General features: G+C 65.4%; 18 protein-coding genes. 4 read left to right on the top strand and 14 right to left on the bottom strand.

Going from position 1 to position 22,716, the window contains the following annotated elements; genetic code table 11:
* Positions 1-8 precede the first annotated feature (8 nt).
* Positions 9-932 carry a cholinesterase ChoE gene (choE, locus tag HMPREF2924_RS10730; RefSeq protein ID WP_003135532.1) on the top strand — a complete coding sequence of 308 codons (924 nt, stop codon included), beginning with the start codon at positions 9-11 and terminating at the stop codon, positions 930-932.
* 68 nt (positions 933-1,000) lie between these two features.
* Here choE and azu read toward each other — a convergent pair whose 3' ends face one another.
* Complete coding sequence (gene azu / locus HMPREF2924_RS10725; RefSeq protein ID WP_003095591.1) at positions 1,001-1,447, bottom strand: azurin; 447 nt, start codon at positions 1,445-1,447, stop codon at positions 1,001-1,003.
* Positions 1,448-1,722: 275 nt separating this feature from the next.
* Between azu and HMPREF2924_RS10720 the strand changes: the two genes are divergently transcribed.
* Positions 1,723-2,310, top strand: a complete 588-nt coding sequence (locus tag HMPREF2924_RS10720) for an LOG family protein (RefSeq protein ID WP_003135534.1) — start codon at positions 1,723-1,725, stop codon at positions 2,308-2,310.
* Between the two features lie 12 nt (positions 2,311-2,322).
* On the opposite strand, the gene HMPREF2924_RS10715 is transcribed toward HMPREF2924_RS10720, so the two are convergent.
* The 5 genes from HMPREF2924_RS10715 to HMPREF2924_RS10695 all read right to left on the bottom strand — a co-directional run bounded on the left by HMPREF2924_RS10715 (position 2,323) and on the right by HMPREF2924_RS10695 (position 10,245).
* Entirely contained in the window at positions 2,323-3,018 is a 696-nt protein-coding gene (locus tag HMPREF2924_RS10715) for a peptidoglycan DD-metalloendopeptidase family protein (protein WP_003123562.1), read from the bottom strand.
* Between the two features lie 186 nt (positions 3,019-3,204).
* Positions 3,205-4,056, bottom strand: a complete 852-nt coding sequence (locus HMPREF2924_RS10710) for a mechanosensitive ion channel family protein (RefSeq protein ID WP_003095599.1) — start codon at positions 4,054-4,056, stop codon at positions 3,205-3,207.
* A 250-nt stretch (positions 4,057-4,306) separates the two neighbouring features.
* Positions 4,307-5,242, bottom strand: coding sequence for a transglutaminase family protein (locus HMPREF2924_RS10705; RefSeq protein ID WP_003135537.1), 936 nt, complete (start codon positions 5,240-5,242; stop codon positions 4,307-4,309).
* A complete protein-coding gene (locus HMPREF2924_RS10700) occupies positions 5,242-7,740 on the bottom strand; it encodes a circularly permuted type 2 ATP-grasp protein (protein ID WP_003135539.1) in 2,499 nt (832 codons plus the stop codon). Before HMPREF2924_RS10700 ends, HMPREF2924_RS10705 begins: the two co-directional genes overlap by 1 nt.
* A 261-nt stretch (positions 7,741-8,001) precedes the next feature.
* Positions 8,002-10,245 (bottom strand): YgiQ family radical SAM protein, encoded by a 2,244-nt coding sequence (locus HMPREF2924_RS10695; RefSeq protein ID WP_003135540.1) that lies wholly within the window; start codon positions 10,243-10,245, stop codon positions 8,002-8,004.
* A 212-nt stretch (positions 10,246-10,457) separates the two neighbouring features.
* Between HMPREF2924_RS10695 and HMPREF2924_RS10690 the strand changes: the two genes are divergently transcribed.
* Both HMPREF2924_RS10690 and HMPREF2924_RS10685 read left to right on the top strand, forming a co-directional pair.
* A complete protein-coding gene (locus tag HMPREF2924_RS10690; RefSeq protein WP_023094922.1) occupies positions 10,458-12,338 on the top strand; it encodes a diguanylate cyclase in 1,881 nt (626 codons plus the stop codon).
* Between the two features lie 166 nt (positions 12,339-12,504).
* Complete coding sequence (locus tag HMPREF2924_RS10685; protein WP_003135542.1) at positions 12,505-14,046, top strand: glycoside hydrolase family 1 protein; 1,542 nt, start codon at positions 12,505-12,507, stop codon at positions 14,044-14,046.
* A gap of 23 nt (positions 14,047-14,069) precedes the next feature.
* Here HMPREF2924_RS10685 and alr read toward each other — a convergent pair whose 3' ends face one another.
* From alr to rnr, 8 genes are all read right to left on the bottom strand, one after another.
* Complete coding sequence (alr, locus tag HMPREF2924_RS10680) at positions 14,070-15,161, bottom strand: alanine racemase (RefSeq protein WP_003135545.1); 1,092 nt, start codon at positions 15,159-15,161, stop codon at positions 14,070-14,072.
* A gap of 68 nt (positions 15,162-15,229) precedes the next feature.
* Positions 15,230-16,624 carry a replicative DNA helicase gene (dnaB, locus tag HMPREF2924_RS10675; protein WP_003095622.1) on the bottom strand — a complete coding sequence of 465 codons (1,395 nt, stop codon included), beginning with the start codon at positions 16,622-16,624 and terminating at the stop codon, positions 15,230-15,232.
* Positions 16,625-16,752: 128 nt separating this feature from the next.
* Entirely contained in the window at positions 16,753-17,199 is a 447-nt protein-coding gene (gene rplI, locus HMPREF2924_RS10670) for a 50S ribosomal protein L9 (RefSeq protein WP_003095627.1), read from the bottom strand.
* A 21-nt stretch (positions 17,200-17,220) separates the two neighbouring features.
* On the bottom strand, positions 17,221-18,090 hold the full coding sequence (locus HMPREF2924_RS10665) for a hypothetical protein (protein ID WP_003095630.1): 870 nt from the start codon (positions 18,088-18,090) through the stop codon (positions 17,221-17,223).
* 36 nt (positions 18,091-18,126) lie between these two features.
* Positions 18,127-18,357 carry a 30S ribosomal protein S18 gene (rpsR, locus tag HMPREF2924_RS10660; RefSeq protein ID WP_003095634.1) on the bottom strand — a complete coding sequence of 77 codons (231 nt, stop codon included), beginning with the start codon at positions 18,355-18,357 and terminating at the stop codon, positions 18,127-18,129.
* Positions 18,358-18,386: 29 nt separating this feature from the next.
* Complete coding sequence (rpsF, locus tag HMPREF2924_RS10655; protein WP_003095636.1) at positions 18,387-18,806, bottom strand: 30S ribosomal protein S6; 420 nt, start codon at positions 18,804-18,806, stop codon at positions 18,387-18,389.
* 214 nt (positions 18,807-19,020) lie between these two features.
* A complete protein-coding gene (rlmB, locus tag HMPREF2924_RS10650) occupies positions 19,021-19,767 on the bottom strand; it encodes a 23S rRNA (guanosine(2251)-2'-O)-methyltransferase RlmB (RefSeq protein WP_003095638.1) in 747 nt (248 codons plus the stop codon).
* Complete coding sequence (gene rnr, locus HMPREF2924_RS10645; protein WP_023094923.1) at positions 19,764-22,481, bottom strand: ribonuclease R; 2,718 nt, start codon at positions 22,479-22,481, stop codon at positions 19,764-19,766. Before rnr ends, rlmB begins: the two co-directional genes overlap by 4 nt.
* Positions 22,482-22,716 lie beyond the last annotated feature (235 nt).

The raw sequence follows: 22,716 nt of genomic DNA, 5'->3' as shown, positions 1-22,716 counted from the left end.
GGCCAGCCATGCGCACCCGTCTCCCCGCCCTGCTCCTCGGTGTCCTGCTGGCCGGCCAGGCCTGCGGACACACGTCCCCGCTGCTCGCGCCGGTACGGCAGATCCACGCCTTCGGCGACAGCTATTCGGACAACGGCGAAAGCCAGCGACTGACCCGCGAGATGCTCGCCAAGGGCATCGCCGGCGCCCAGGCATTGCCCGGCGAAGTCTACTGGCAGGGCCGCTGGAGCAACGGCCCGACCGCCGTCGAGGTGCTCGCCCGCCAGCTCGGCGCACAACTGGCCGACCATGCGGTGGGCGGCGCCAAGAGCGGAGCGGACAACTACTACGGCTGGATGAGCGCCTACCGCCATACCGGCCTCGCCGGCCAGGTCGACGCCTACCTCGCCACGCTGGACGGCAAGCCGGCCGACGGCCAGGCGCTGCACTTCATCTTCGTCTCCGCCAACGATTTCTTCGAGCACGAGGATTTCGCCGGCGAGCAGTCCCTGGAACAACTGGCCGGCAGCAGCGTGGCGAACATCCGCGCCGCGGTGCAGCGTCTCGGAGAGGCCGGCGCACGACGCTTCCTGGTGGTCAGTTCGACCGACCTGAGCGTGGTCCCGGCGGTGGTCGTCGGCAACCGGGTCGAGCGGGCGCAGCGCTACCTGCAAGCGGTCAACGCCAGCCTGCCGATCCAGCTCGCCGCCCTGCGCAAGACCCGCGGCCTGGAGCTGAGCTGGTTCGACCATCTCACCTTCAGCCGCCACTTGCGGCGCAACCCGGCACGCTACGGCCTGGTGGAGCTGGACGCGCCCTGCCAGCCGACCCAGCCCAGCGTCCGCCCGGCCTGCGCCAACCCGGACCAATACTACTTCTGGGACGAGTGGCATCCGACCCGGCGCGTGCACCAACTGGCCGGCGAAGCGATGGCGGCGCGCTACGCGCGCTGAGCCCGGCGCGCGCCCATGAAAAAGCCCGGCAGCGGCCGGGCTTTTTCATGCAGCGGATCGCTCGCGCATCACTTCAGGGTCAGGGTGCCCTTCATCAGCGCGGAGTGGCCCGGGAAGGTGCAGAAGAACATGTACTGCTCGCCTTCCTTCAGCTTGGAGACGTCGAAGGTCACCGAGTCCTTCTCGCCCGAGCCGATCAGCTTGGTGTGGGCGATGACACGGCTGTCGTCGGGTTTCAGGTAATCCTTGTCCAGGCCGGAAGCCATGCCGTCGGTGACCACGCCCTGCATGTCGGCGGCGGTGCTCAGTACCCAGTTGTGGCCCATGACGTTCTTCGGCAGGTTGCCGGGGTGGGACAGGTTGACGGTGAACTGCTTGCAGCTCTTGTCGACGGTGATGGCATTGGTGTTGAACTGCATCTGGTCGTTACCCTGGATGTCCACCGAGCACTCGGCAGCCAGCAGCGGCGCACTGAGCAGGGACAGCAGGGATACCGCAGCGAGTTTACGTAGCATGGAGCAGCCTCCTAGGCAGGTTGGGCGATGAATCCTGAAAGAGCAGACTGCCCGATCGGGCACCGAGTTCCACTGATTCAGGTCAAACCCGAACCGGACGTGGCGGGGCATCGAGCGGGATCTGCCCGGCGTTTACTACGGGGAACTCCTGTTTTAGCACAGATGTGCCGCTTCGCGCCTGCGACGCAACGTCCGGCAATGCTTCGCACGGCTTGGTCGAAGCGCTCCCAGCCGCTACCCTGTGCGCCTTTTTCCACCCCCGACAGGAGTCGATCATGACCTTGCGTTCCGTCTGCGTATTCTGTGGCGCCAGCCCCGGCGCTTCCCCGGTCTACCAGGAAGCCGCCGTGGCACTCGGCCGGCACCTGGCCGAGCGCGGCCTGACCCTGGTCTACGGTGGCGGCGCGGTCGGTCTGATGGGCACCGTGGCGGACGCCGCATTGGCCGCCGGCGGCGAAGTGATCGGGATCATCCCGCAGAGCCTGCAGGAGGCCGAGATCGGCCACAAGGGCCTGACCCGCCTGGAAGTGGTAGACGGCATGCACGCGCGCAAGGCGCGCATGGCCGAGCTGGCCGACGCCTTCGTCGCCCTGCCCGGCGGGCTCGGCACCCTGGAAGAGCTGTTCGAGGTCTGGACCTGGGGCCAACTGGGCTACCACGCCAAGCCGCTGGGCCTGCTCGAAGTGAACGGTTTCTACGACCCGCTGCTGACCTTCCTCGACCACCTGGTCGACGAACGCTTCGTCCGCGCCGAACACCGCGGCATGCTGCAGCGCGGTACCAGTCCGGAGGCGCTGCTCGATGCCCTCGCCGCCTGGACGCCAAGCGTGGCGCCAAAGTGGGTCGACCGCACCCCGCAGTGATCCGCTCCTCTCTCAGGACGGCGGCAGCAGGCTCAGCGGGTCGAGCGGCCGGCCGTTCTGGCGGATCTCGAAGTACAGTTGCACCCGGTCGGCATCCGAGGAACCGGCCTCGGCGATCTTCTGGCCCTTGCCGACCATCTGCCCCTCCTTCACCAGCAAGCGGCTGTTGTGCGCGTAGGTGCTGGTGTACGAGGTACCGTGCTGGATGATCACCAGGTTGCCGTAGCCACGCATGTTGTTCACCGCGAACACCACCTTGCCGGCCAGCGAGGCCTGTACCGGCTGGCCCAGGGTGCCGGCGATGCGGATGCCCTTGTTGAGCTTGTCGGAACTGGAGAAGCGGCGGATCACCGGCCCCTTCATCGGCCACTGCCAGCCGCGCAGGGTCACCGACGGCGGCGGAGGCGGCGGCTTGCGCGCACGGCTGCTCGACGAGGAGCGGCTGCTGGCGACGTAGGTCGACTTGCGCCCGTCGAAGCGCACTACCTGGCCGACCTTGACCGCGTAGGGCGGGCGGATGCCGTTGGCGCGCGCCAGGTCCTTGTAGTTCCAGCCGTGCCGGGTGGCGATCGAATAGAGGGTGTCGCCGCGCTTGACGCGATACTCGCCGCGCACGACCTTCGGCACCGACGCCCCCGGGCCGGGAGCCTTGGAGCTGCACGCGGATACCGCCAGCAGGACGGCGATCAAGAGCAATCTGAAGAACACACGGAATCCTTTTCCCGATGAAACCCGGCCGGCTGCGGCGACGGTTGCAGGCCCGCACTATACCTTGTTCGCCGGGGTGCCCGTTGGACTCGCCGATGGCCCGTTTTCTCCGCGCGGCCCGCCACCCGGTCCGCGCACAAACGCCAACGCCCCGCAGGACGGGGCGTCGGTGCCGAGCGGGAAACGTCAGGCGCCGGCGGACTGCTGCACGATCACCGTCTGCGCCGGCATCGGTGCCGGGAAGTCGGCGCCGAGGGCGTCCTTGATCACCTTGTTGGTATCGAAATAGACCTGCCAGTAATGGTCGTTGTGGCAATACGGGCGCACCGCCAGCACCGGCCCGACCAGGTTGAACTCGAGGATTTCCACGTCCACCGGCGGCTCGCCGAGCACGTTGGGAATCGCCGCGACGCGCTGCTTGAGCAGGGCGATGGCCGCCTGGTAGTCGGCGGCACCGGAAAGCTGCGCCTTCAACTCGACCCGGCGGAACGGGTTGTGGGTGAAGTTCTGGATGTTGTCGCCGAATATCTTGTTGTTGCCGACCATGGTCAGCACGTTGTCCGGAGTGTTGATCGCCGTGGTGAACAGGCCGATCTCCTTGACCGTGCCGGTCACTCCGCCGGCGCAGATGAAGTCGCCGACCTTGAACGGCCGCAGGACGATGATGAAACCGCCGGCCGCCAGGTTCGCCAGCAATCCCGACCAGGCCATGCCGATGGCCAGGCCGACCGCCGCGATCAGCGCCGCCAGGCTGGTGGTCTGGATGCCGAAGAAACCGAGGATGCCCACCACCAGCAGCACGTTCAGGGTCACCGTGATGAACGAGCCCACGTAGCGCAGCACGGTGGGATCGACCTTTTGCCGCTCGAGGGATTTCTGCACCATGCCGACGGCGAAGCCGATCAGCCAGCGGCCGATCACCCAGAAGGCGATGGCCGCGAGAATCTTGATGCCGAAGGCGAAGGCGTACTGGGACACCGTCGCCCAGAGCGCGTTGATCTTCTCGGTACCTACGTTGACGATCGTCGTGTCATCCATATCGCTCACCGTGCGCAAGGAAGGAGTCTGGCTCCGTACGAGAACCGCCCCTGGCACCGGAAAGGCAGGCTCCGGCCCTTGGCCCGACAACGTCCGTAGCGGATTCTGGAAAAGCTAGCACGGCGCCGCGAATTTGCCGGAGCACCGCTTCGTTGTCCCCAAACGGCGTGGGCGAGGCTGTGGACAACCTGGGTGAAAAGGTCCGGGAGTCCCGGGCGGCAGGGCCTCCGCGGAACCGATCACTTTTTGATCAGCCGGCAGTTTCCCGTAGCGGCAGCACCGTCACCCGCACCTCCGGGTCATGGCTACCGCCGCCGAGGATCACCCCGCGCAGCGGCGACACATCGGAAAAATCCCGCCCCCAGGCCAGGGTGATGTGCTCCAGGTCGGGCAACAGGTCGTTGGTCGGGTCGAAATCCACCCAGCCGTTCTCCGGGCAATACAGCGAGACCCAGGCATGCGAGGCGTCGGCGCCGATCAGTCGCGCCTGCCCGGGCGGCGGGCGGGTCAACAGGTAGCCGCTGACGTAGCGCGCCGCCAGTCCGCGCGCGCGCAGGCAGGCGAGCATCAGGTGGGCGAAGTCCTGGCAGACCCCGCGACGGCGCTCCAGCACTTCGTCCAGCGGCGTCGCCACCTGGGTGGCCTGCGCATCGAAGGCGAACTCGCGGAAGATCTTCTCCATCAGTGCCGCCGCCGCCACCAGCAACGGCCGTCCGGGCGGGAAGCAGTCGGCGGCGAACTCGGCGAATCGCCGCTGGATGCGCACATAGGGCGACTCGACGCGATAGCGGCAGGCTTCCAGCTCGGCGGCGGACAGCGCCCGCCCGGAAAATGCCAGCCCGGCGGCGACGGTTTCCCATGCCGGCGACGCGGCCAGTTGCGCCGGCGCATGGGCGAACACCTCGACCTGCAGTCGCGCGCTGACCCGCAGCGCCTCGTGGGGACGCTCGAAGGCCAGCCGGCTCAGCGGATTGCCGAATGCGTCGTGGCCATCCTCGCGCCGGCTCGGCCCCGGCTCGATCAGCAGTGCCCGCTCATGACAGGCCTGCCAGGCGCATTCGCGTGGCCAGAGATGCGCCAGTTGCCGCGACAGCGAGACCGGCGTCGCATAGCGGTAATGGGTGTCGTGCAGCACCTGGTAGCGGGCGCCCTGGAGCGGAACGGAGCGAAGCGCGGGTGCGGACATCAGGTGGATACCGTTCTCTGGCTGACATCGTCGACATGGGCGAAATAGCGCAAGCCTAGCCGATCGGAGACCTGTCCGGCGCAGGCGGCGATGTCGCGCAGCAGTCGCGCCAGCCCGACGAGCACCTCGTCGAGTCCTGCCGCGCCGAACAGCGGGCTTTCCAGGGCCGCCAGATCGAAGCTGCGCAGGCGTTCGCCCAGGGTCCTGAGTTCCCGCTCGCGTGGCGCGCCGAACTCCTCGTGCAGGCGCTCCAGCGAACGCTCCAGGGCCTGCAACTGGAAGCGCAGCGAGTGCGGGTTCTGCTCGTGCAACAGGAGCAGGTCGAGCACCGGGACCAGCTGCGGCGACGCCAGGTAGCGCGAGCGGTAGGTGATGCCGCTGTTACCCAGCTCCAGCAGCCACTCCAGCGCGCCGGCGTCCCAGGCGCTACCGCCGTCGAGGAAGGCGGCGATGCTCTCGGCGAAGAAGCGCACGCGCTCGATGCGCCGGCCGATCATCAGGAAACGCCAGCCGTCGTCGCGGGTCATGTCGTCGAGGGCGAAACCGGACAACGCGGCCAGGGACATCACTAGCCGGTTGAGGAAGTCCAGCGCTTCGCCGAGGTCGGTGCGTGCCGGATCGAGCGCCTGCATGTCGCGTTGCAGCTCCAGCAAGGCCAGCCAGTTCTCCCCGGACAAGCGCCCGCGCACCTGCGCCGCCGCCCAGTGCAGGCGCCGCAGGTTGGCGCACAGGCTCGCCGGCCAGTGCTCGTCGAGCAACGCCCGCAACAGGCACCTTTCCAACGGCTCGCCATCCCCGGGCAGCAGGCCGATGCCGCCGGCCAGGGCCAGGGCGCTGCGCAACGCCTCTTCGTCGCCATCGGCATCCACGTAGCGCGACAGCACCACCCGCAACAGGCGCGCATGGTCGTCGCAACGCTCGGCATAGCGGCCGTACCAGAACAGGTTCTCCACCACCCGCGACGGCAGGTAGGGGTCTTCGCGGACCAGGTCGCGCACGCCGAGCCGGCGCGGTCGCCACGGCTCGCCGCCGACCGCACGCTCGGCCAGCACCCAGGTGTCCTTGCTCGCGCCGCCGCGTTGCATCGACACCACCTCGGCATCCGCCGCCGAGGCTACGCGGGTCAGACCGCCGGGCATCACCCAGTAGCGTCCGTCGCTGGCGGCGACGGCGAACACGCGCATGCCGATGGCCCGCGACTGCAGGCCGACGCCGGCCTCGCCGTCGCGCCAGACCGGCGCCTGGGACAACTGCGCCAGGCGTTGCGCCACGTAGGCCTGCGGGCGCTCGCGCAAGCGCTCGCCGAGGGATGCCAGGCCGGCACCGTCGAGGGCGTGGCCGAACAGCGGTTCGCAGCGCTGGCCGGGAAAGGCCGGCTTGATCACCAGGTCGGGCAGTGCCGCGAGTATCGCCTCGAGGGCCTGCGGCTCGCCGCACCAGCGGGTGTCGAGCGAGGGCAGCGCCAACTCCTCGCCGAGCAGGCGGCGACAGGCCTGCGGCAGGAAGCCGAGCAGGCCGGGCGATTCCAGCACCCCGCTGCCCAACGCGTTGGCCACCAGTACGCGCCCCTGGCGTACCGCCTCGAGCAGGCCGGGAATGCCCAGCGCCGAGTCGGTACGCAATTCCAGCGGGTCGCAGAAGTCGTCATCGAGGCGCCGCAATACCGCGTGCACCCGTTTCAGGCCGCCGAGGGTCTTGAGATAGAGGGTGGCGTCGCGCACCGTCAGGTCGTGCCCCTCGACCAGCGGGAAACCGAGCTGGCGCGCCAGGTAGAGATGCTCGAAGTAGGTTTCGTTGAAACGTCCGGGAGTCAGCAGCACCACCAGCGGCGTCTCGCCGTCGCCGGCGGCCTGGCTGGCGAGGGTCTCCTGCAGGGTGCGGAAATACCCGGCGAGATGCTGCACGCGCAGGTCGCGATAGAGTTCCGGCAAGGCCCGCGAGACGATCTGCCGGTTCTCCAGCGCATAGCCCGCGCCGGACGGCGCCTGGGTGCGGTCGGCGAGGACCTGCCAGCGTCCGTCGGCATCGCGCGCCAGGTCGACGGCATAGCTGTGCAGGAAGATCCCGCCGGGCGGCCGGATGCCGAGCGCCGGCCAGAGGAAGTTCGGATGGCCGAAGACCAGTTCGCTGGGCAGCAGCCCTTCGGCGAGCAGACGCTGCTCGCCGTACAGGTCGGCCAGCAGCGCGTTGAGCAGCCGAGCACGCTGTGCCACGCCGGCGGCGATCGGCTGCCACTCGGCGGCGGACAGCAGGTTCGGCAGAAGGTCCAGCGCCCAGGGGCGGTCGGTGCCCTTGGGATCGGCGTAGACGTTGTAGGTGACGCCGTTCTCCTGGATCTGCCGTTCCACCAGGGCCTGGCGCTGGCGCAGTTGCTCAGGGCTGCTGCGCTCCAGTTGGCGGAACAGCCGCTGCCAATGGGGACGCACGCCACCCTGGCGATCGAGCAGCTCATGGTAGGCCGTATCGGTGAACGGATAGTGGGCAAGCAGCTCGGGCATCGAAGGCTCGCGGGGCTGGGGTTGCGGTCACTGTAGCGGAGTCGGCGACGCGCCGCCGGAGCGAAGCGACGAGGCGTTGCCGGGTCCGCCAGCGCGGTTCTCCGCGAAGACCGGGTTGCCCCGGAAGCGCAAGACTTGTGCCAGCGCCGCCAGCCCCGGGCGGCCAGGAGGTCGCGCCACGGCGATGCACCGCGACGGTGCGCGACCGCTGGCAGGGTTGCAGCCACGCACCCTTTGCGGGCGGCAGGGCCGCCCCGGCGATCAGCGCGGGATGTTCGGCTGGCGCGACTTCTTCTTGCCCTTGGCGAAGGCCGTCGCCTTGTTCTGCTGGCCCTTGCTCCACGGCTTGCCGCCGTCGCTGGCGCGGGGTGGCAGGCCGGTATGCTGGGTCAGCAGCTTGCCGGCCTTCTTGCTGCCGGCCGGCGTCGAGTTCTTCCGCCGGGCGCTCTGGTATTCGCCGGTATCCGGCTGGTAGGTCGGGACCAGGTGGTGCTTGCCATTGCCGATCAGGTCGGCGCGCCCCATCCGCTCCAGCGCCTCGCGCAGCAGCGGCCAGCCTTTCGGGTCGTGGTAGCGCAGGAAGGCCTTGTGCAGGCGCCGCTGCTGGTCGCTCTTGACGATGGTCACGCCATCGCTCTTGTAGGTGACCTTGCGCAGCGGGTTCTTGCCCGAGTGATACATCGCGGTGGCGGTGGCCATCGGCGAGGGATAGAACGCCTGGACCTGGTCGGCGCGGAAGCCGTTGCGCTTGAGCCACAGGGCCAGGTTCATCATGTCTTCGTCGGTGGTCCCGGGGTGGGCGGCGATGAAGTACGGGATCAGGTACTGCTCCTTGCCGGCTTCCTTCGAGAACTTCTCGAACATCTGCTTGAAGCGGTCGTAGGTGCCGATCCCCGGCTTCATCATCTTGTCCAGCGGACCGCGCTCGGTGTGCTCCGGGGCGATCTTCAAGTAGCCGCCGACGTGGTGGGTCACCAGTTCCTTGACGTACTCGGGCGACTCGACGGCGAGGTCGTAGCGCAGGCCGGAGGCGATCAGGATCTTCTTCACCCCCGGCAGCGCCCGGGCCTTGCGGTACAGCTCGATCAGCGAGCTGTGGTCGGTATCGAGGTTCTCGCAGATGCCGGGGAACACGCAGGACGGCTTGCGGCAGTGCCGCTCGATGTCCGGGCTCTTGCAGGCGATGCGGTACATGTTCGCCGTCGGTCCGCCAAGGTCGGAGACCACGCCGGTGAAGCCGGGCACCTTGTCGCGCATCTCCTCGATCTCGCGGATGATCGAGTCGTGCGAGCGGTTCTGGATGATCCGTCCCTCATGCTCGGTGATCGAGCAGAAGGTGCAGCCGCCGAAGCAGCCACGCATGATGTTCACCGAGAAGCGGATCATCTCGTAGGCGGGAATCTTCGCCTTGCCGTAGGCCGGGTGCGGTACGCGGGCATAGGGCATGCCGAACACGTAGTCCATTTCCTCGGTGCTCATCGGAATGGGCGGCGGGTTGAACCAGACATCCACTTCGCCGTGCTTCTGCACCAGGGCACGGGCGTTGCCCGGGTTGGTCTCCAGGTGCAGCACGCGGTTGGCGTGGGCATAGAGCACCGGGTCGTTGCGCACCTTCTCGAAAGACGGCAGGCGGATCACGGTCTTCTCCCGGGTCAGCCTGGGGTTCGCCAGCAACTGCACGACCTTGGCTTCCTGCGGGTCCTCCTGCACGCCCTTTTCCTGCTCGATGGCGCAGGCGGCAGTGTCCTGGGTATTCACGTAGGGATTGATGATCTTGTCGATCTTGCCCGGCCGGTCGATCCGCGTGGAATCGATCTCGAACCAGCCCTCCGGGGTGTCGCGACGGACGAAGGCGGTGCCGCGCACGTCGGTGATCGCGCTCAGCGGTTCGCCCTGGGCCAGGCGCTGGGCGATTTCCACCACCGCACGCTCGGCGTTGCCGTAGAGCAGGATGTCGGCCGTGGCGTCCATCAGGATCGAGCGGCGGACCTTGTCCTGCCAGTAGTCGTAATGGGCGATACGGCGCAACGAGGCCTCGATCCCGCCGAGGATCACCGGCACATGGCTGTAGGCCTCCTTGCAGCGCTGGCTGTAGACCAGGCTGGCGCGGTCCGGGCGCTTGCCGGCCAGACCGCCGGGGGTGTAGGCGTCGTCGGAACGGACCTTCTTGTCCGCGGTGTAGCGGTTGATCATCGAGTCCATGTTGCCGGCCGCCACGCCGAAGAACAGGTTCGGCTCGCCGAGCTTCATGAAGTCGTCCTTCGACTGCCAGTCCGGCTGGGCGATGATGCCGACGCGGAACCCCTGGGCCTCCAGCAGGCGGCCGATGATGGCCATGCCGAAGGACGGGTGGTCGACGTAGGCATCGCCGGTGACGATGATGATGTCGCAGGAGTCCCAGCCGAGCTGATCCATCTCTTCCCTACTCATAGGCAGGAAGGGCGCCGGACCGAAACACTCGGCCCAGTACTTGGGATAGTCGAACAGCGGCTTGGCGGCTTGCATCACGGGCACCAGGGGGTATCTCTAGGAATAGGGGGTCGCGAAAACGCGGGCGCGGAATATAGCACAAAAAATGAGCAATTCCGACGTTTTCACTGGGTATTGCCTGCCGTCGGCCGGCTTCGAAAAAATGCCATCATTTCGCCACCTTCTTTCTATACTCCATTCATCGTCATCTCACCCGGCCTCTAAGGCAGGCCCCCGGGAGAGTCATCGTGCGCCATCCTCTTGCCCTGCTCGCGGTCATCTTCCTGCTACTGGCCAGCGCCGTTTCGCGCGCCGCGCCGGAGTTTCCAGCGCCCCCGGCCAGCGGCGCCTGGTTGAACGGCTCGCTGGACCTGCTCGAAGACCCCGATGGCAACCTGGCGGTGGAGGACCTCGAACAAACGGAGCAGGCCGGCCGCTTCGTCGCCGCCGCCGGCCGCACCAGCGTCGGCCTCAGTCGCAGCGTCTGGTGGCTGCGCCTCGACCTGCCGAGACGCGAGGCGGTATCCGGCGGCTGGTGGCTGGAAGTCGCCAGCGCCAGCCTGCACGACCTGCGCCTGTACCTCCCCGACGAGCGCAGCGGGTTCCGCGAACATCGCAGCGGCGAAGCGGTGCCCTTCGCCGAGGGCCGCGACCACGCCTATCGTCATCCGCTGTTCCAGCTCCCTCCCGGCGATGGGCCGTTGCGCGTCTACCTGCGCAGCTACGATCCCGGCGGCAACGCCTTTCCGCTGAGGCTCTGGAGCCACGACGAACTGCTGGAATACCGCAGCCAGGGCAACCTGCTGTTCGGCATGGCCTACGGGCTGATCCTCGCCCTGCTGCTGTACAACCTGATCCTGTTCACCAGCCTGCGCGATCGCGCCTATTTCTGGTACGTGCTGACCGCTGCCAGCGCGCTGGTGCTGACCCTGAGCATCAGCGGCCATGGTTTCGAGTATTTCTGGCCCGAGCGGGCGGTGCCCTGGTGGCTTGACCGTCTGGCGCTGCTGGCGATCTGGGGCATCTGCGTGATCCGCTTCAGCCAGAACCTGCTGCAAAGCCGGCAGCACGCACGCTGGGCCCATCACCTGCTGAACGCCTGTTGCCTGCTGTTCCTTGCCTGCCTGGCGTTCAACGCCGCCGGCTGGCGCTGGCAGGCGGCCGGCGTGCTGGCGCTGACCCTGCTGGCCAACCTGCCGATCGCCATCGGCCTGGCAGTGCAGCGCTGGCGCCAGGGTTCGGCCACGGCGCGCCTGTACCTGATCGGTTTCGGCCTGGTGCTCGGCAGCGTCAGCCTTGGCGTGATGCGCGCCACCGCGCTGGTCCAGCCGACCTCGGCCAACGCCATGGTCTTCCCGCTGGCGCTGACCCTGGAGGCCCTGCTGTTTTCCCTGGCGCTCGCCTCGCGCATCCAGGACCTGAAGCAGGAAAGGGCCCTGGCCCTGGACCAGGCCGACCAGGAAAAGAATGCGCGCCTGGCCCTGCTGCACAGCGCCCAGCGCGACCTGGCACGCGCCGTGGAAGTCCGTACCAACGAGTTGAGCGAGGCCAATCGCCAGTTGCAGATGCGCGAAGCGCAACTGCAGTACGCCGCCCATCACGACCCGCTGACCGGGCTTGGCAACCGCAGGCACCTGATGGAGTTCGCCGAAAGCGCCCTGGACGACGCGCGCCGCCACGGCAACAGCATGGCGCTGCTGCTGATCGATCTGGATCACTTCAAGCCGATCAACGATACCCATGGCCACGATGCCGGCGACTTCGTCCTGCAGAGCGTGGCCCAGCGGCTGCGCCATTGCGTGCGCACCGAGGATTGCGTGGCGCGCCTCGGCGGCGACGAATTCGCCGTGCTGGTCGGCGGGTCGAATGCCGAGCAGCATGCCCGCGACATCGCCGAACGCCTGCTGCGAGAACTGGCGAAACCGGTGGAGTTCGCCAAGCAGTGGCTGGTGATCACACCGAGCATCGGCGTCGCCCTGTTTCCCGGCGACGCCCTGCAGTTCGGCAAACTCTACAAGGCCGCCGACCAGGCGCTGTACCGGGTCAAGGGCGCCGGGCGCGCCGGCTATGCGATGGTCCAGGAGCTACAGTTGGAGCAAGCCATGGACAGCCTTCGAACTTACAAATGAAGCCTGGAGACAGCCCACATATCGAGCTATCCTACAATTCCTTTGAAAGATGATTTCCAGACCTGCGAGTAAAACGCTCAAAACGAGTAGAAATATAAAAATCGACTCGATATCACGAGAACACCTAGACCCCTACAATCATAAACCAACCTAAAAAACCATAAAAATGCGAAGAAGCCTCCTCCAATTTAAAAATTTTCGAAAAACCCTAAAAAAAAATATAAAGAACCGTCTCGCGCTTCTTTCTCTTGCGCTCCTATATGATACCTCGCTGGCCACTGCGAAGCCTCAGGAAAACTGCAACTTTCTCTGGGGAACGGCCTCAGCGGCCTATCAGGTAGAGGGCGGTTGGAATCTGGACGGGAAAGGACCTTCAAACTGGGACGACTTCACCCATAGAGGCATTACCAAGTATCTTATCGGAGAGAGCCACACTGGCGATGTTGCCACGAACCAGATATCCAGAGACGTCTATCTAAAAGACATAGATCTGATGCGCAAACTCGGAGTCAACTCGTACCGTTTCTCGATAAGCTGGGCACGAGTGCTGCCCGATGGCCAGACGATAAACCCCAAAGGGCTCGAGTACTACAAGATACTCATACAAGATTTGAAGGATGCCGGAATAACTCCAATTGTAACACTTTACCACTGGGATATGCCCTTAGCTCTTTACAAGAAAGGTGGATGGTACTCCTCTAAATCGCCCGACTGGTTCGCTGGCTACGCAAAGCTCATTTTCAGCAATTTTGGCGAAGAGGTACCTTACTTCATAACTTTCAATGAGCCGGAGGGCAATATCTTTACCCTGACGCCCTTGGTAGAGAACTTCCTCACCGAGACCCCCTCACCCTATGAGAAAGTACTATCCGTAGAGTCACGCGCAGCTCAGGCAGAGGCCATGCACAACCTCCTGCTGGCGAACTCGCTAGCGGTTACCTCATACAAGGAAGCAGGGTACAAGGGACGAATCGGTATTGCCCTGAATCTATCCCCCTGTGTCGATAATGAGAACCCGAACAGCGCAGCCAAGAGGAACTGTAACTCTGTGCACAATGCCTGGGTTCTGGACGCGCTTTACAAAGGAAACTACCCGAAAGATATAAAAACTCTCTATCAGAAGTACGCACCCGCGTTCCAGCCCTCTCAGGATGATATGAAAAAGATCATGCAGGGAAGACCTGACTTCATCGGCGTAAACTTCTACTCTCCCACCCTGGTGAAAGACGATCCAAGCCAACCCTTCGGAATAGCAAATCGCCCAAATCCAGACCAGTATCCTTCCTATAACGGCCCCGTCTCTCCTTCTCATCTGGTCGAACTACTAATGCAGATAGACAAAGAATACGACCATCCTACTCTGATCATAACGGAGAACGGAGCCGGTTTCGGAGTGGACGATGAAAAACTCACTGAAAATAGGGTGCTAGATCCACTCAGGGCAAAGTATCTCTCTGACCACATTGATGCAGTGCTCTCAGCCAGGCATGCAGGAGTGAAAGTAGAAGGGTATCTATTCTGGAGTCTTCTGGACAACTTCGAGTGGCTGTTCGGCTACAGAAATCGCTTCGGAATGATTGGGGTCGACTTTGAAAGCCCACAACTAGCGAGGACACCAAAATCCAGCTATTACAAATACCAAGAGAAAATCAGGGATTATAAAGAGCGTAACAAGTGCCTGCCCCAGCAAAGCCGGCACTCAGGTTAACGACTTCAAAAAAAGACCTGGCGCTATAGGCGGCCAGGTCCGTACTGGAAGGCACGCGGAACCCGCGCACCAACCTTGCTCAGAAGCTCGTAGCCGAGGGTGCCGCAGGCACGGGCGACCTCGTCCACCGACAACCCGGCGCCCCACAACTCCACCGGGTCGCCAACGCGAGCCTCCGGCAGGTCGGAGAGGTCGACCGCCAGCATGTCCATCGAGACCCGCCCGGCCAGGGTCGCGCGGCGTCCCCCGACCAGTACCGGAGTCCCGGCTGGCGCGGTGCGCGGGTAGCCGTCGGCGTAGCCGCAACTGACCGTGCCGATCCGCGCCGGCCGCTCGGCGATCCAGGTGGCGCCGTAGCCGACGCTCTCACCCACGGCCACCTCGCGCAGTGAAATCAACTGCGCGCCCAGGCTCATGGCCGGCTTCAGGCCCAGTTCGGCAGCACTGAGGTCGGCCAGCGGGGTCGACCCGTAGAGCATGATTCCCGGCCGCAGCCAGTCCATGTGGGCGGCCGGGATGGTCAGCACCGCCGCCGAATTGGCCAGGCTGCGCTGGTCGAAGTCCAGGTCGAGCAGGCCGAGGAAACTCTCCAGCTGCTGTTCGGTGAGCGGATGGTTGCGTTCGTCGGCGCAGGCGAAATGGCTGATCAGGTTCAGCTCGCGCACACCGGGATGGCTGCGCAGGCGCGCATGCCAGGCGCGCAGCGCGGCAGGATCGAAGCCCAGGCGGTGCATGCCGGAGTCGAGCTTGAGCCAGACGTTGAGTGGAATATCCAGGCCGGCGGCGAGGAACGCCTCGCCCTGTTCCGCGCCCTGGATCACCAGGTCCAGGCGCAATTGCCCGGCGAGGGCGTATTCGCTCGCCTCGAAGCAGCCTTCCAGCAACAGGATGCGCGCGCTGGCGTGCAAGGCGCGGACTTCCGCGGCCTCCTCCAGGCAGGCCACGGCGAAGCCATCGGCATCGTCGTGCAACGCGGTAACCACTTCGCGCGCACCGTGGCCATAGGCGTTCGCCTTGACCACCGCGAACGCCTGGCGCTGCGGCGCGCAGCGCTTGGCCAGGGCATAGTTGTGGCGAATGGCGGAAAGGTCGACGGTGGCAACGAGGGGACGCATGGCATCGGGTCCTGCAACTGAAACGGGTGCCTATGGTAAGGCGCCCGCCGGGCAAGACCCAAGCCGGGTCATTCGTCCTCGAAGTTGTACATGCCGGCGGCAAGGTTCTCGAAGCGCGTGTATTTGCCGATGAAGGCCAGGCGCACCGTGCCGATCGGACCGTTACGCTGCTTGCCGATGATGATTTCGGCGACGCCCTTGAACTCGGTCTCCGGGTGGTACACCTCGTCGCGGTAGACGAACATGATCACGTCGGCGTCCTGCTCGATCGCCCCGGATTCGCGCAAGTCGGAGTTCACCGGGCGCTTGTTGGGTCGCTGCTCCAGGGAGCGGTTGAGCTGCGACAGGGCGATCACCGGGCAGTTGAATTCCTTCGCCAGGGCCTTCAGCGAGCGGGAGATCTCGGAAATCTCGTTGGTCCGGTTGTCGCCGCTGGAGCCGGGTATCTGCATCAGCTGCAGGTAGTCGATCATGATCAGCGCCAGGTCGCCGTGCTCGCGCACCAGGCGACGGGTCCGCGCACGCATTTCCGAGGGGCTGATGCCGGCGGTGTCGTCGATGAACAGCTTCTTGTCGTTGAGCAGGTTGATCGCCGAGGTCAGGCGCGGCCAATCCTCGTCGTCGAGCTTGCCGGAACGGACCTTGGTCTGATCGATGCGACCGAGCGACGAGAGCATACGCATCACGATCGAGTCGGAGGGCATCTCCAGGGAGTACACCAACACGGCCTTGTCGGTGCGCATCACCGCATTCTCGACCAGGTTCATGGCGAAGGTGGTCTTACCCATCGACGGACGCCCGGCGACGATGATCAAGTCGGCCGGCTGCAGGCCGCTGGTCTTCTCGTCGAGGTCGGTGAAACCGGTGGACACCCCGGTCAGCGCCTCGCTGGTGTTGAACAGGTAGTCGATGCGGTCGATGGTCTTGACCAGGATATCGCTGATCCCCACCGGCCCGCCGGTCTTCGGTCGCGCTTCGGCGATCTCGAAGATCTTCCGCTCGGCCTCGTCGAGGATCTCGTTGGCGCCGCGCCCTTCCGGGTGGAAGGCGCTGTCGGCGATCTCGTTGCTGATGCCGATCAGTTGGCGCAGGGTGGCGCGCTCGCGGATGATCTGCGCGTAGGCCTTGATGTTGGCGACCGACGGAATGTTCTTCGCCAGTTCGCCGAGATAGGCCAGGCCGCCGACCTGGGCCAGTTGTCCTTCCTTCTCCAACTGCTCGGAGAGGGTCACCACGTCGATCGGCTGGTTGGCCTCGGCCAGCTTGTAGATGGCGCGGAAGATCAGGCGATGGTCATGGCGGTAGAAATCGCCGTCGGACACCGAGTCCGACACCCGCTCCCAGGCGTTGTTGTCCAGCATCAGGCCACCCAGCACGGCCTGCTCGGCCTCGATCGAGTGCGGCGGCACCTTCAGGGCTGTGGTTTCCAGGTCGTATTGCTCGGGGCTGGTGATCTCGTTCATAGACTCGACGCAAGAAAAAGGAACAGCGGAAAAAACAACGGGCACGGTGCCGTTGCCGGTACCGTGCCCGATGTTAGCGGACTGCCGCGGACACGCATATGCCCGCCCAGCCCTACCGATCGGATCGCTTACTCAGCGACGATGATCAGCTTCAGAGTGGTTTCCACGTCGGTGTGCAGGTGCACGGCGACGTCGAACTCACCGGTGTTGCGCAGCGCGCCGTTGGGCAGGCGAACTTCGGCTTTTTCCAGCGGGTAACCGGCAGCGGAAACGGCTTCGGCGATGTCGCGGGTGCCGATCGAACCGAACAGCTTGCCTTCGTCGCCAGCGTGGGCGCCGAGGGTTACCACCAGCTCGGAGAGCTGGGCAGCACGGGCTTCGGCAGCGGCCTTCTTCTCGGCGGCAGCCTTTTCCAGCTCGGCGCGGCGGGCTTCGAACGCAGCGACGTTCTCGGCGGTGGCGACGGTGGCCTTGCCCTGCGGCAGCAGGAAGTTACGGGCGTAACCGCCCTTGATGTTCACCTTGTCGCCCAGGTTGCCCAGGTTGGCGACTTTTTCCAGCAGGATGACTTCCATTTGAGTCTTACCTCTTAACTTTTAACCTTCACCGTTCGTGGAACCCTGGCGCCGGGCCAGGCGTCCACGAAAATCAAACAGACTGTCGACAACCGCCAAAAGACAGATCAGGTTCCCCAGCAGCAATACAGCCAGGTACAGGCCCACCAGCCAACCACCCGCGAGGCGCTTCAGGGCGATCAGGCCATGCCCGAGCGCCACGCCGGCGATGATCAGCGGCACGCTGCACAACGGACCGAGCACCGCGGCCTGCACTTCCAGCGCCGGGACCACGACGGCCCCCAGCAGCAGGATCACGGCAACCGCCGGCGCCAGCCGCAAACTCCGGAATTCGCGGCCGAAGCCGCCCGGGTTGTACAGCGAAGCCTGCCAGTATCGCGCGAGCATCAGGCAGAGCAGGCAGGTCACCTGCAGCGAGGAAGCCATGACCCCGGTCAGGGTCGGCACCAGCGCCACCTGCAACTTGTCCAGCTCTTCGCCCGACAGCTGGGACTCCCCGCGAAGCTGGGTCAGGACCTTGGTGACTTCCGTCGCCAGGGCGCCGATCAGCTCGCTGGAGGTATGCCCCAGCACCAGCGCGAATACCACGCCAACTGCAACACTGCCCAGCAGCACATGGCTCCAGGACGTGCTGGCGCGCAGGATCTGCGCCAGCGTCAGGGTACCGAGCAGGACCAGAAGGATGCTCGGATCGCCCAGGTACCACCAGAACATCGCCGGTAGCACCGCCCAGGCCAGGACGCCGAAGGCGTCGCCGAATCCGCGCCGCAGCAGCACCAGGCTACCGGCGGCGGCACTCAGCCAGAACAACAGTGGAACAACCGCGGAGCCTGCCACGGCGAGCGTGGCCTGCATGCGGCCGCGCATGGTGAACTCAGCCAGTGCGCGCATGCGATCTATCCCTTACCAGCGTTCGACTGCCCGATCTCAACGGCCGTGGCTGTCGGTGTAAGGAAGCAGGGCCAGGTAGCGGGCGCGCTTGATAGCGGTCGCCAGCTGACGCTGGTACTTGGCCTTGGTGCCGGTAATACGGCTCGGAACGATCTTGCCGGTTTCGGAAACGTAGGCCTTCAGGGTGTTGAGATCCTTGTAATCGATCTCTTTCACGCCTTCGGCGGTGAAGCGGCAGAACTTACGACGACGGAAGAAACGTGCCATGTGATTGGCTCCTCAATACTGGTCCGGAATTACTCGTCAGCGTTATCGCTATCGCTGTTGTCGTCGCCATCGGCGCCTTCAGCGTTATCGTTCGGACGCTCACGACGCTCGCGACGCTCGTTGCGGCTTTCTTCAGCCTTGAGCATCTCGGACTGCTCGGTGACAGCTTCGTCGCGACGCATGACCAGGTTACGGATCACGGCATCGTTGTAACGGAAGTTGTCTTCCAGCTCAGCCAGGGCCTTGGCGCTGCACTCGACGTTCATCAGAACGTAGTGGGCCTTGTGCACGTTGTTGATGGCGTAGGCCAGCTGACGACGGCCCCAGTCTTCCAGACGGTGGATCTTGCCGCCGTCTTCTTCGATGGCCTTGGTGTAACGCTCGACCATGCCACCGACTTGTTCGCTCTGGTCCGGGTGAACCAGGAACACGATTTCGTAATGACGCATAAATGCTCCTTACGGGTTGCAGCCTGCCGCAGAACGGTCAGGCAAGGAGTGAATGTTTTCTTGGCTTGCCTGGCGGAGAGGCGAACGAACGCCTGCCCGCGCGGCAAGGGGCGACATTCTAGAGAAGGGCAACCGGCGAAGCAAGGAAGATTGGCGAATATTTGTACAGCGGATGGAATGGCGCGGGGCCGCGCCGCGGCGGCCCCGCACGCGCTCACTCCAGCGGGGTGCGCTGGCGGAGGATCTCGAACAGGCAGACGCCGGTGGCGACCGAGACGTTCAGGCTGCTGACGCTGCCGGCCATCGGCAACCTGGCGAGGAAGTCGCAGTGCTCGCGGGTCAGCCGGCGCATGCCCTTGCCTTCCGCGCCCATCACCAGCACGGTCGGCCCCTTGAGGTCGAGCTGGTAGAGGGTCTTGTCCGCCTCGCCAGCGGTGCCGACCACCCACAGGCCGCGCTGCTGGAGCTTTTCCAGGGTGCGCGCGAGGTTGGTCACCGCCACCAGCGGGATCACCTCGGCGGCCCCGCAAGCGACCTTGCGCACGGTGGCGTTGAGGGTCGCGGACTTGTCCTTGGGCACGATCACCGCCTGCACCCCCGCCGCATCGGCGGTACGCAGGCAGGCGCCGAGGTTGTGCGGATCGGTGACGCCATCCAGGGCCAGCAGCAGCGGCACGCCCTCGCTCCGCTCGAGCAGTTCCTCGAGCATGTTTTCGCCCCAGACCTGGCTGGGGCTGACTTCCGCGACCACGCCCTGGTGGACGCCTTCCGCCCACTCGTCGAGTTCGCGCCGATCGCGCTGCCCTACCGGAATACGGAACCCGGCGGCCAGCTCGGTGAGCACCTGGACCCGCGGATCATGCCGCCCCTCGGCCAGCCACAACTGCTTGACCCGCTTCGGGTGATGACGCAACAACGCTTCCACGGCATGCACGCCGTAGACCTTTTCCCACTGACTCATGACTTGGCCTTACGTTTGCGCGCCCCGGTGGCGGCCGGAGCGTTGTCGGCCTTCGGCTTGGAAGGCCCCTTGCGATGCTTGGTCGGCTTTCCCGGCTTGGCGGCAGCGGCGGGCTTGCCGCCCTTGGCCTTGCCCTTCGCGCTCTTGCCCGCAGGAACGACCTTGCCCTTCTTCCCGCCCTTGTCCTTGCCGCCGCCGACGCGCGCCTCGGCGAGCAGCGCCTGCTTCACCTCGCGACTCTTGCGCACGTCGGTGTTGCCGAGCATCTCCGCGGCCTGCGCCAGCAGCTCCGGCGCGACCGGCGGCAGCGCCTGCACCTTGCCGGCCTTGCGCCGCGGCACCACCGCGGCGTCGGGACTGGCCAGCGCCGGCTCCAGGTCGACCTCGGGCACGGATGCGCCCTTGCGCCCCTTCGGCGCCTTGCCGGCGTTCGCCGACTTGTCGCCGTTGCGCTTCTTGCGTCCGATCGGCGCGCTCAGCACGTTTCCGGCCAGCTCGAAATCGATCTTCCGCTCGTCCAGGTCGACCCGCGCCACTACCACTTCCGTGGTGTCGCCGAGACGGAAGCTGCGCCCGGTGCGCTCGCCGCTGAGGCGATGGTGCACGGCGTCGAAATGATAGTAATCGCCGGGCAGCGCGGTCACATGGACCAGGCCTTCGACGAAGATGTCGGTCAGCTCGACGAACAGACCGAAACCGGTGACCGCGGTGATTACGCCAGGGAAGGTCTCGCCGACCCGCTCGCGCATGTATTCGCACTTCAGCCAGTTGGTCACGTCGCGGGTGGCCTCGTCGGCACGCCGCTCGGTCATCGAGCACTGCTCGCCCAACTGGTCCAGGCGCAATTCGTCGTACGGATAGATGCGCGCCTTGGGCATGCTCGCCGCGCCGGCCCGCTGCACGTGCGGAGTCTCCGCCTTGGAGCGGATCACACTGCGGATCGCACGATGCACCAGCAGGTCCGGGTAGCGCCGGATCGGCGAGGTGAAGTGGGTGTAGGCGTCGTAGTTGAGGCCGAAGTGGCCATTGTTGTCCGGGCTGTACACCGCCTGGCTGAGCGAACGCAGCATGACCGTCTGGATCAGGCGGAAGTCGGCGCGGTCGTGGATCTTCTCCAGCAACTCCTGGTAGTCGCCCGGGGTCGGCGCGGCCTTGCCGCGGCCGAGGCTCAACCCCAGCTCGCCGAGGAACTGGCGCAGGTTGTTGAGCTTCTCCTGCGGCGGGCCGTCATGCACCCGGTACAACGCCGGGATGGCGTGCTTCTGCAGGAAGCGTGCGGTCGCCACGTTGGCGCAGAGCATGCACTCTTCGATCAGGCGGTGCGCATCGTTGCGCTGGGTCGGGCGGATTTCCGAGATCTTCCGGTCGGCGCCGAAGACGATGCGGGTTTCCTGGGTCTCGAAATCGATCGCGCCGCGGACATGGCGGCCGGCCAGCAGCGCTTTATACAGCGCATACAGCTGCTGCAGGTGCGGCACCACGCCGGGCAACTGCTGGCGCAGGTTCTCGGCCTCGACGCTGTCGGGATGCTCGAGCAACTGGCTGACCTTGGTGTAGGTCAGGCGCGCATGGGAGTGGATCACCGCTTCGTAGAACTGATAGCCGGTCAGCTTGCCGGCCTTGGACAGGGTCATCTCGCAGACCATGGCCAGCCGGTCGACCAGCGGATTCAGCGAGCAGAGACCATTGGACAGCACCTCCGGCAGCATCGGGATCACCCGCTCGGGGAAATACACCGAGTTGCCGCGCCTGGCCGCCTCTTCGTCCAGCGCCGAACCGACCTTCACGTAGTGCGAGACATCGGCGATCGCCACGAACAGGCGCCAGCCGCCGCCGCGCTTGGCCTCGGCGTACACCGCGTCGTCGAAGTCGCGGGCATCCTCGCCGTCGATGGTGACGAAGGGCACCTGGCGCAGGTCGATACGCTTTTCCTTGTCCTTCTCCGCCACTTCCGGCTTGAGCTTGGCCGCTTCCTTCTCCACCGCGGCCGGCCAGACGTGGGGGATATCGTAGCTGCGCAGGGCGACTTCGATCTCCATCCCCGGCGCCATGTAGTCGCCGAGCACCTCGACGATCTCGCCCTGGGCCTGGCGGTGGATGCTCGGCCATTGCTCGATGCGCACCTGGACGAACTGGTTGTGCCTGGCCTTGCCGGCCTTGCCCGGCGGGATCAGGACTTCCTGCTGGATCTTCGGGTTGTCCGCGACCACCACGCCGATGCCGCTTTCCTCGAAGTAGCGGCCGACCACGATCTCGTGGGCCCGCTCGATCACCTCGACCAGCTGGCCTTCGCGGCGTCCGCGCCGGTCATGGCCGGACACCCGGGCCAGGGCGCGGTCGCCGTCGAACACCAGGCGCATCTGGGTGGGGCTGAGGAACAGGTCGTCGCTGCCATCGTCGGGGATCAGGAAGCCGAAGCCATCGCGGTGCCCGCTGATGCGGCCGCGGATCAGGTCCAGCTTGTCCACCGGCGCGTAGGCGCCACGACGCGTATAGATAAGCTGCCCGTCGCGCTCCATGGCGCGCAGGCGACGACGCAAGGCCTCTTCCGGCTCCTCGCCGGCGAGCCCGAACTCGTCGAGCAACTGGGAGCGAGTCGCCGGAGCGCCTCGCTCGGATAGGTGAGCCAGGATCAGTTCCCGGCTGGGGATGGGGTTTTCGTACTTTTCCGCTTCGCGAGCGGCCTCGGGATCGAGGTTTTGCCAATCGGCCATTAGAGGTAGGTCACCTTTTCTTCTTTAGCGTTTGCTGCCATTGCTCTATTGAAGCGCGAAAACGCTTCGTCGGTCAGCTTCGGCAGCAGAATAATTTTTATCGCATCAGGGGTTTACAAGCAGAATACGTACTCGTATAGTTCGCGCCCACAACGTTGCTGAGACGTTGTAACACGGAAACGATGAGCGATCATCGACTCCAGTGCCCAGGTGGCGGAATTGGTAGACGCACTAG

Source organism: Pseudomonas sp. HMSC063H08, from assembly GCF_001813645.1.
Taxonomy (GTDB): Bacteria; Pseudomonadota; Gammaproteobacteria; order Pseudomonadales; family Pseudomonadaceae; genus Pseudomonas; species Pseudomonas aeruginosa.
Note: the sequence above shows the minus strand (reverse complement) of the source record. Positions and strands in the feature narration are given on the sequence as shown.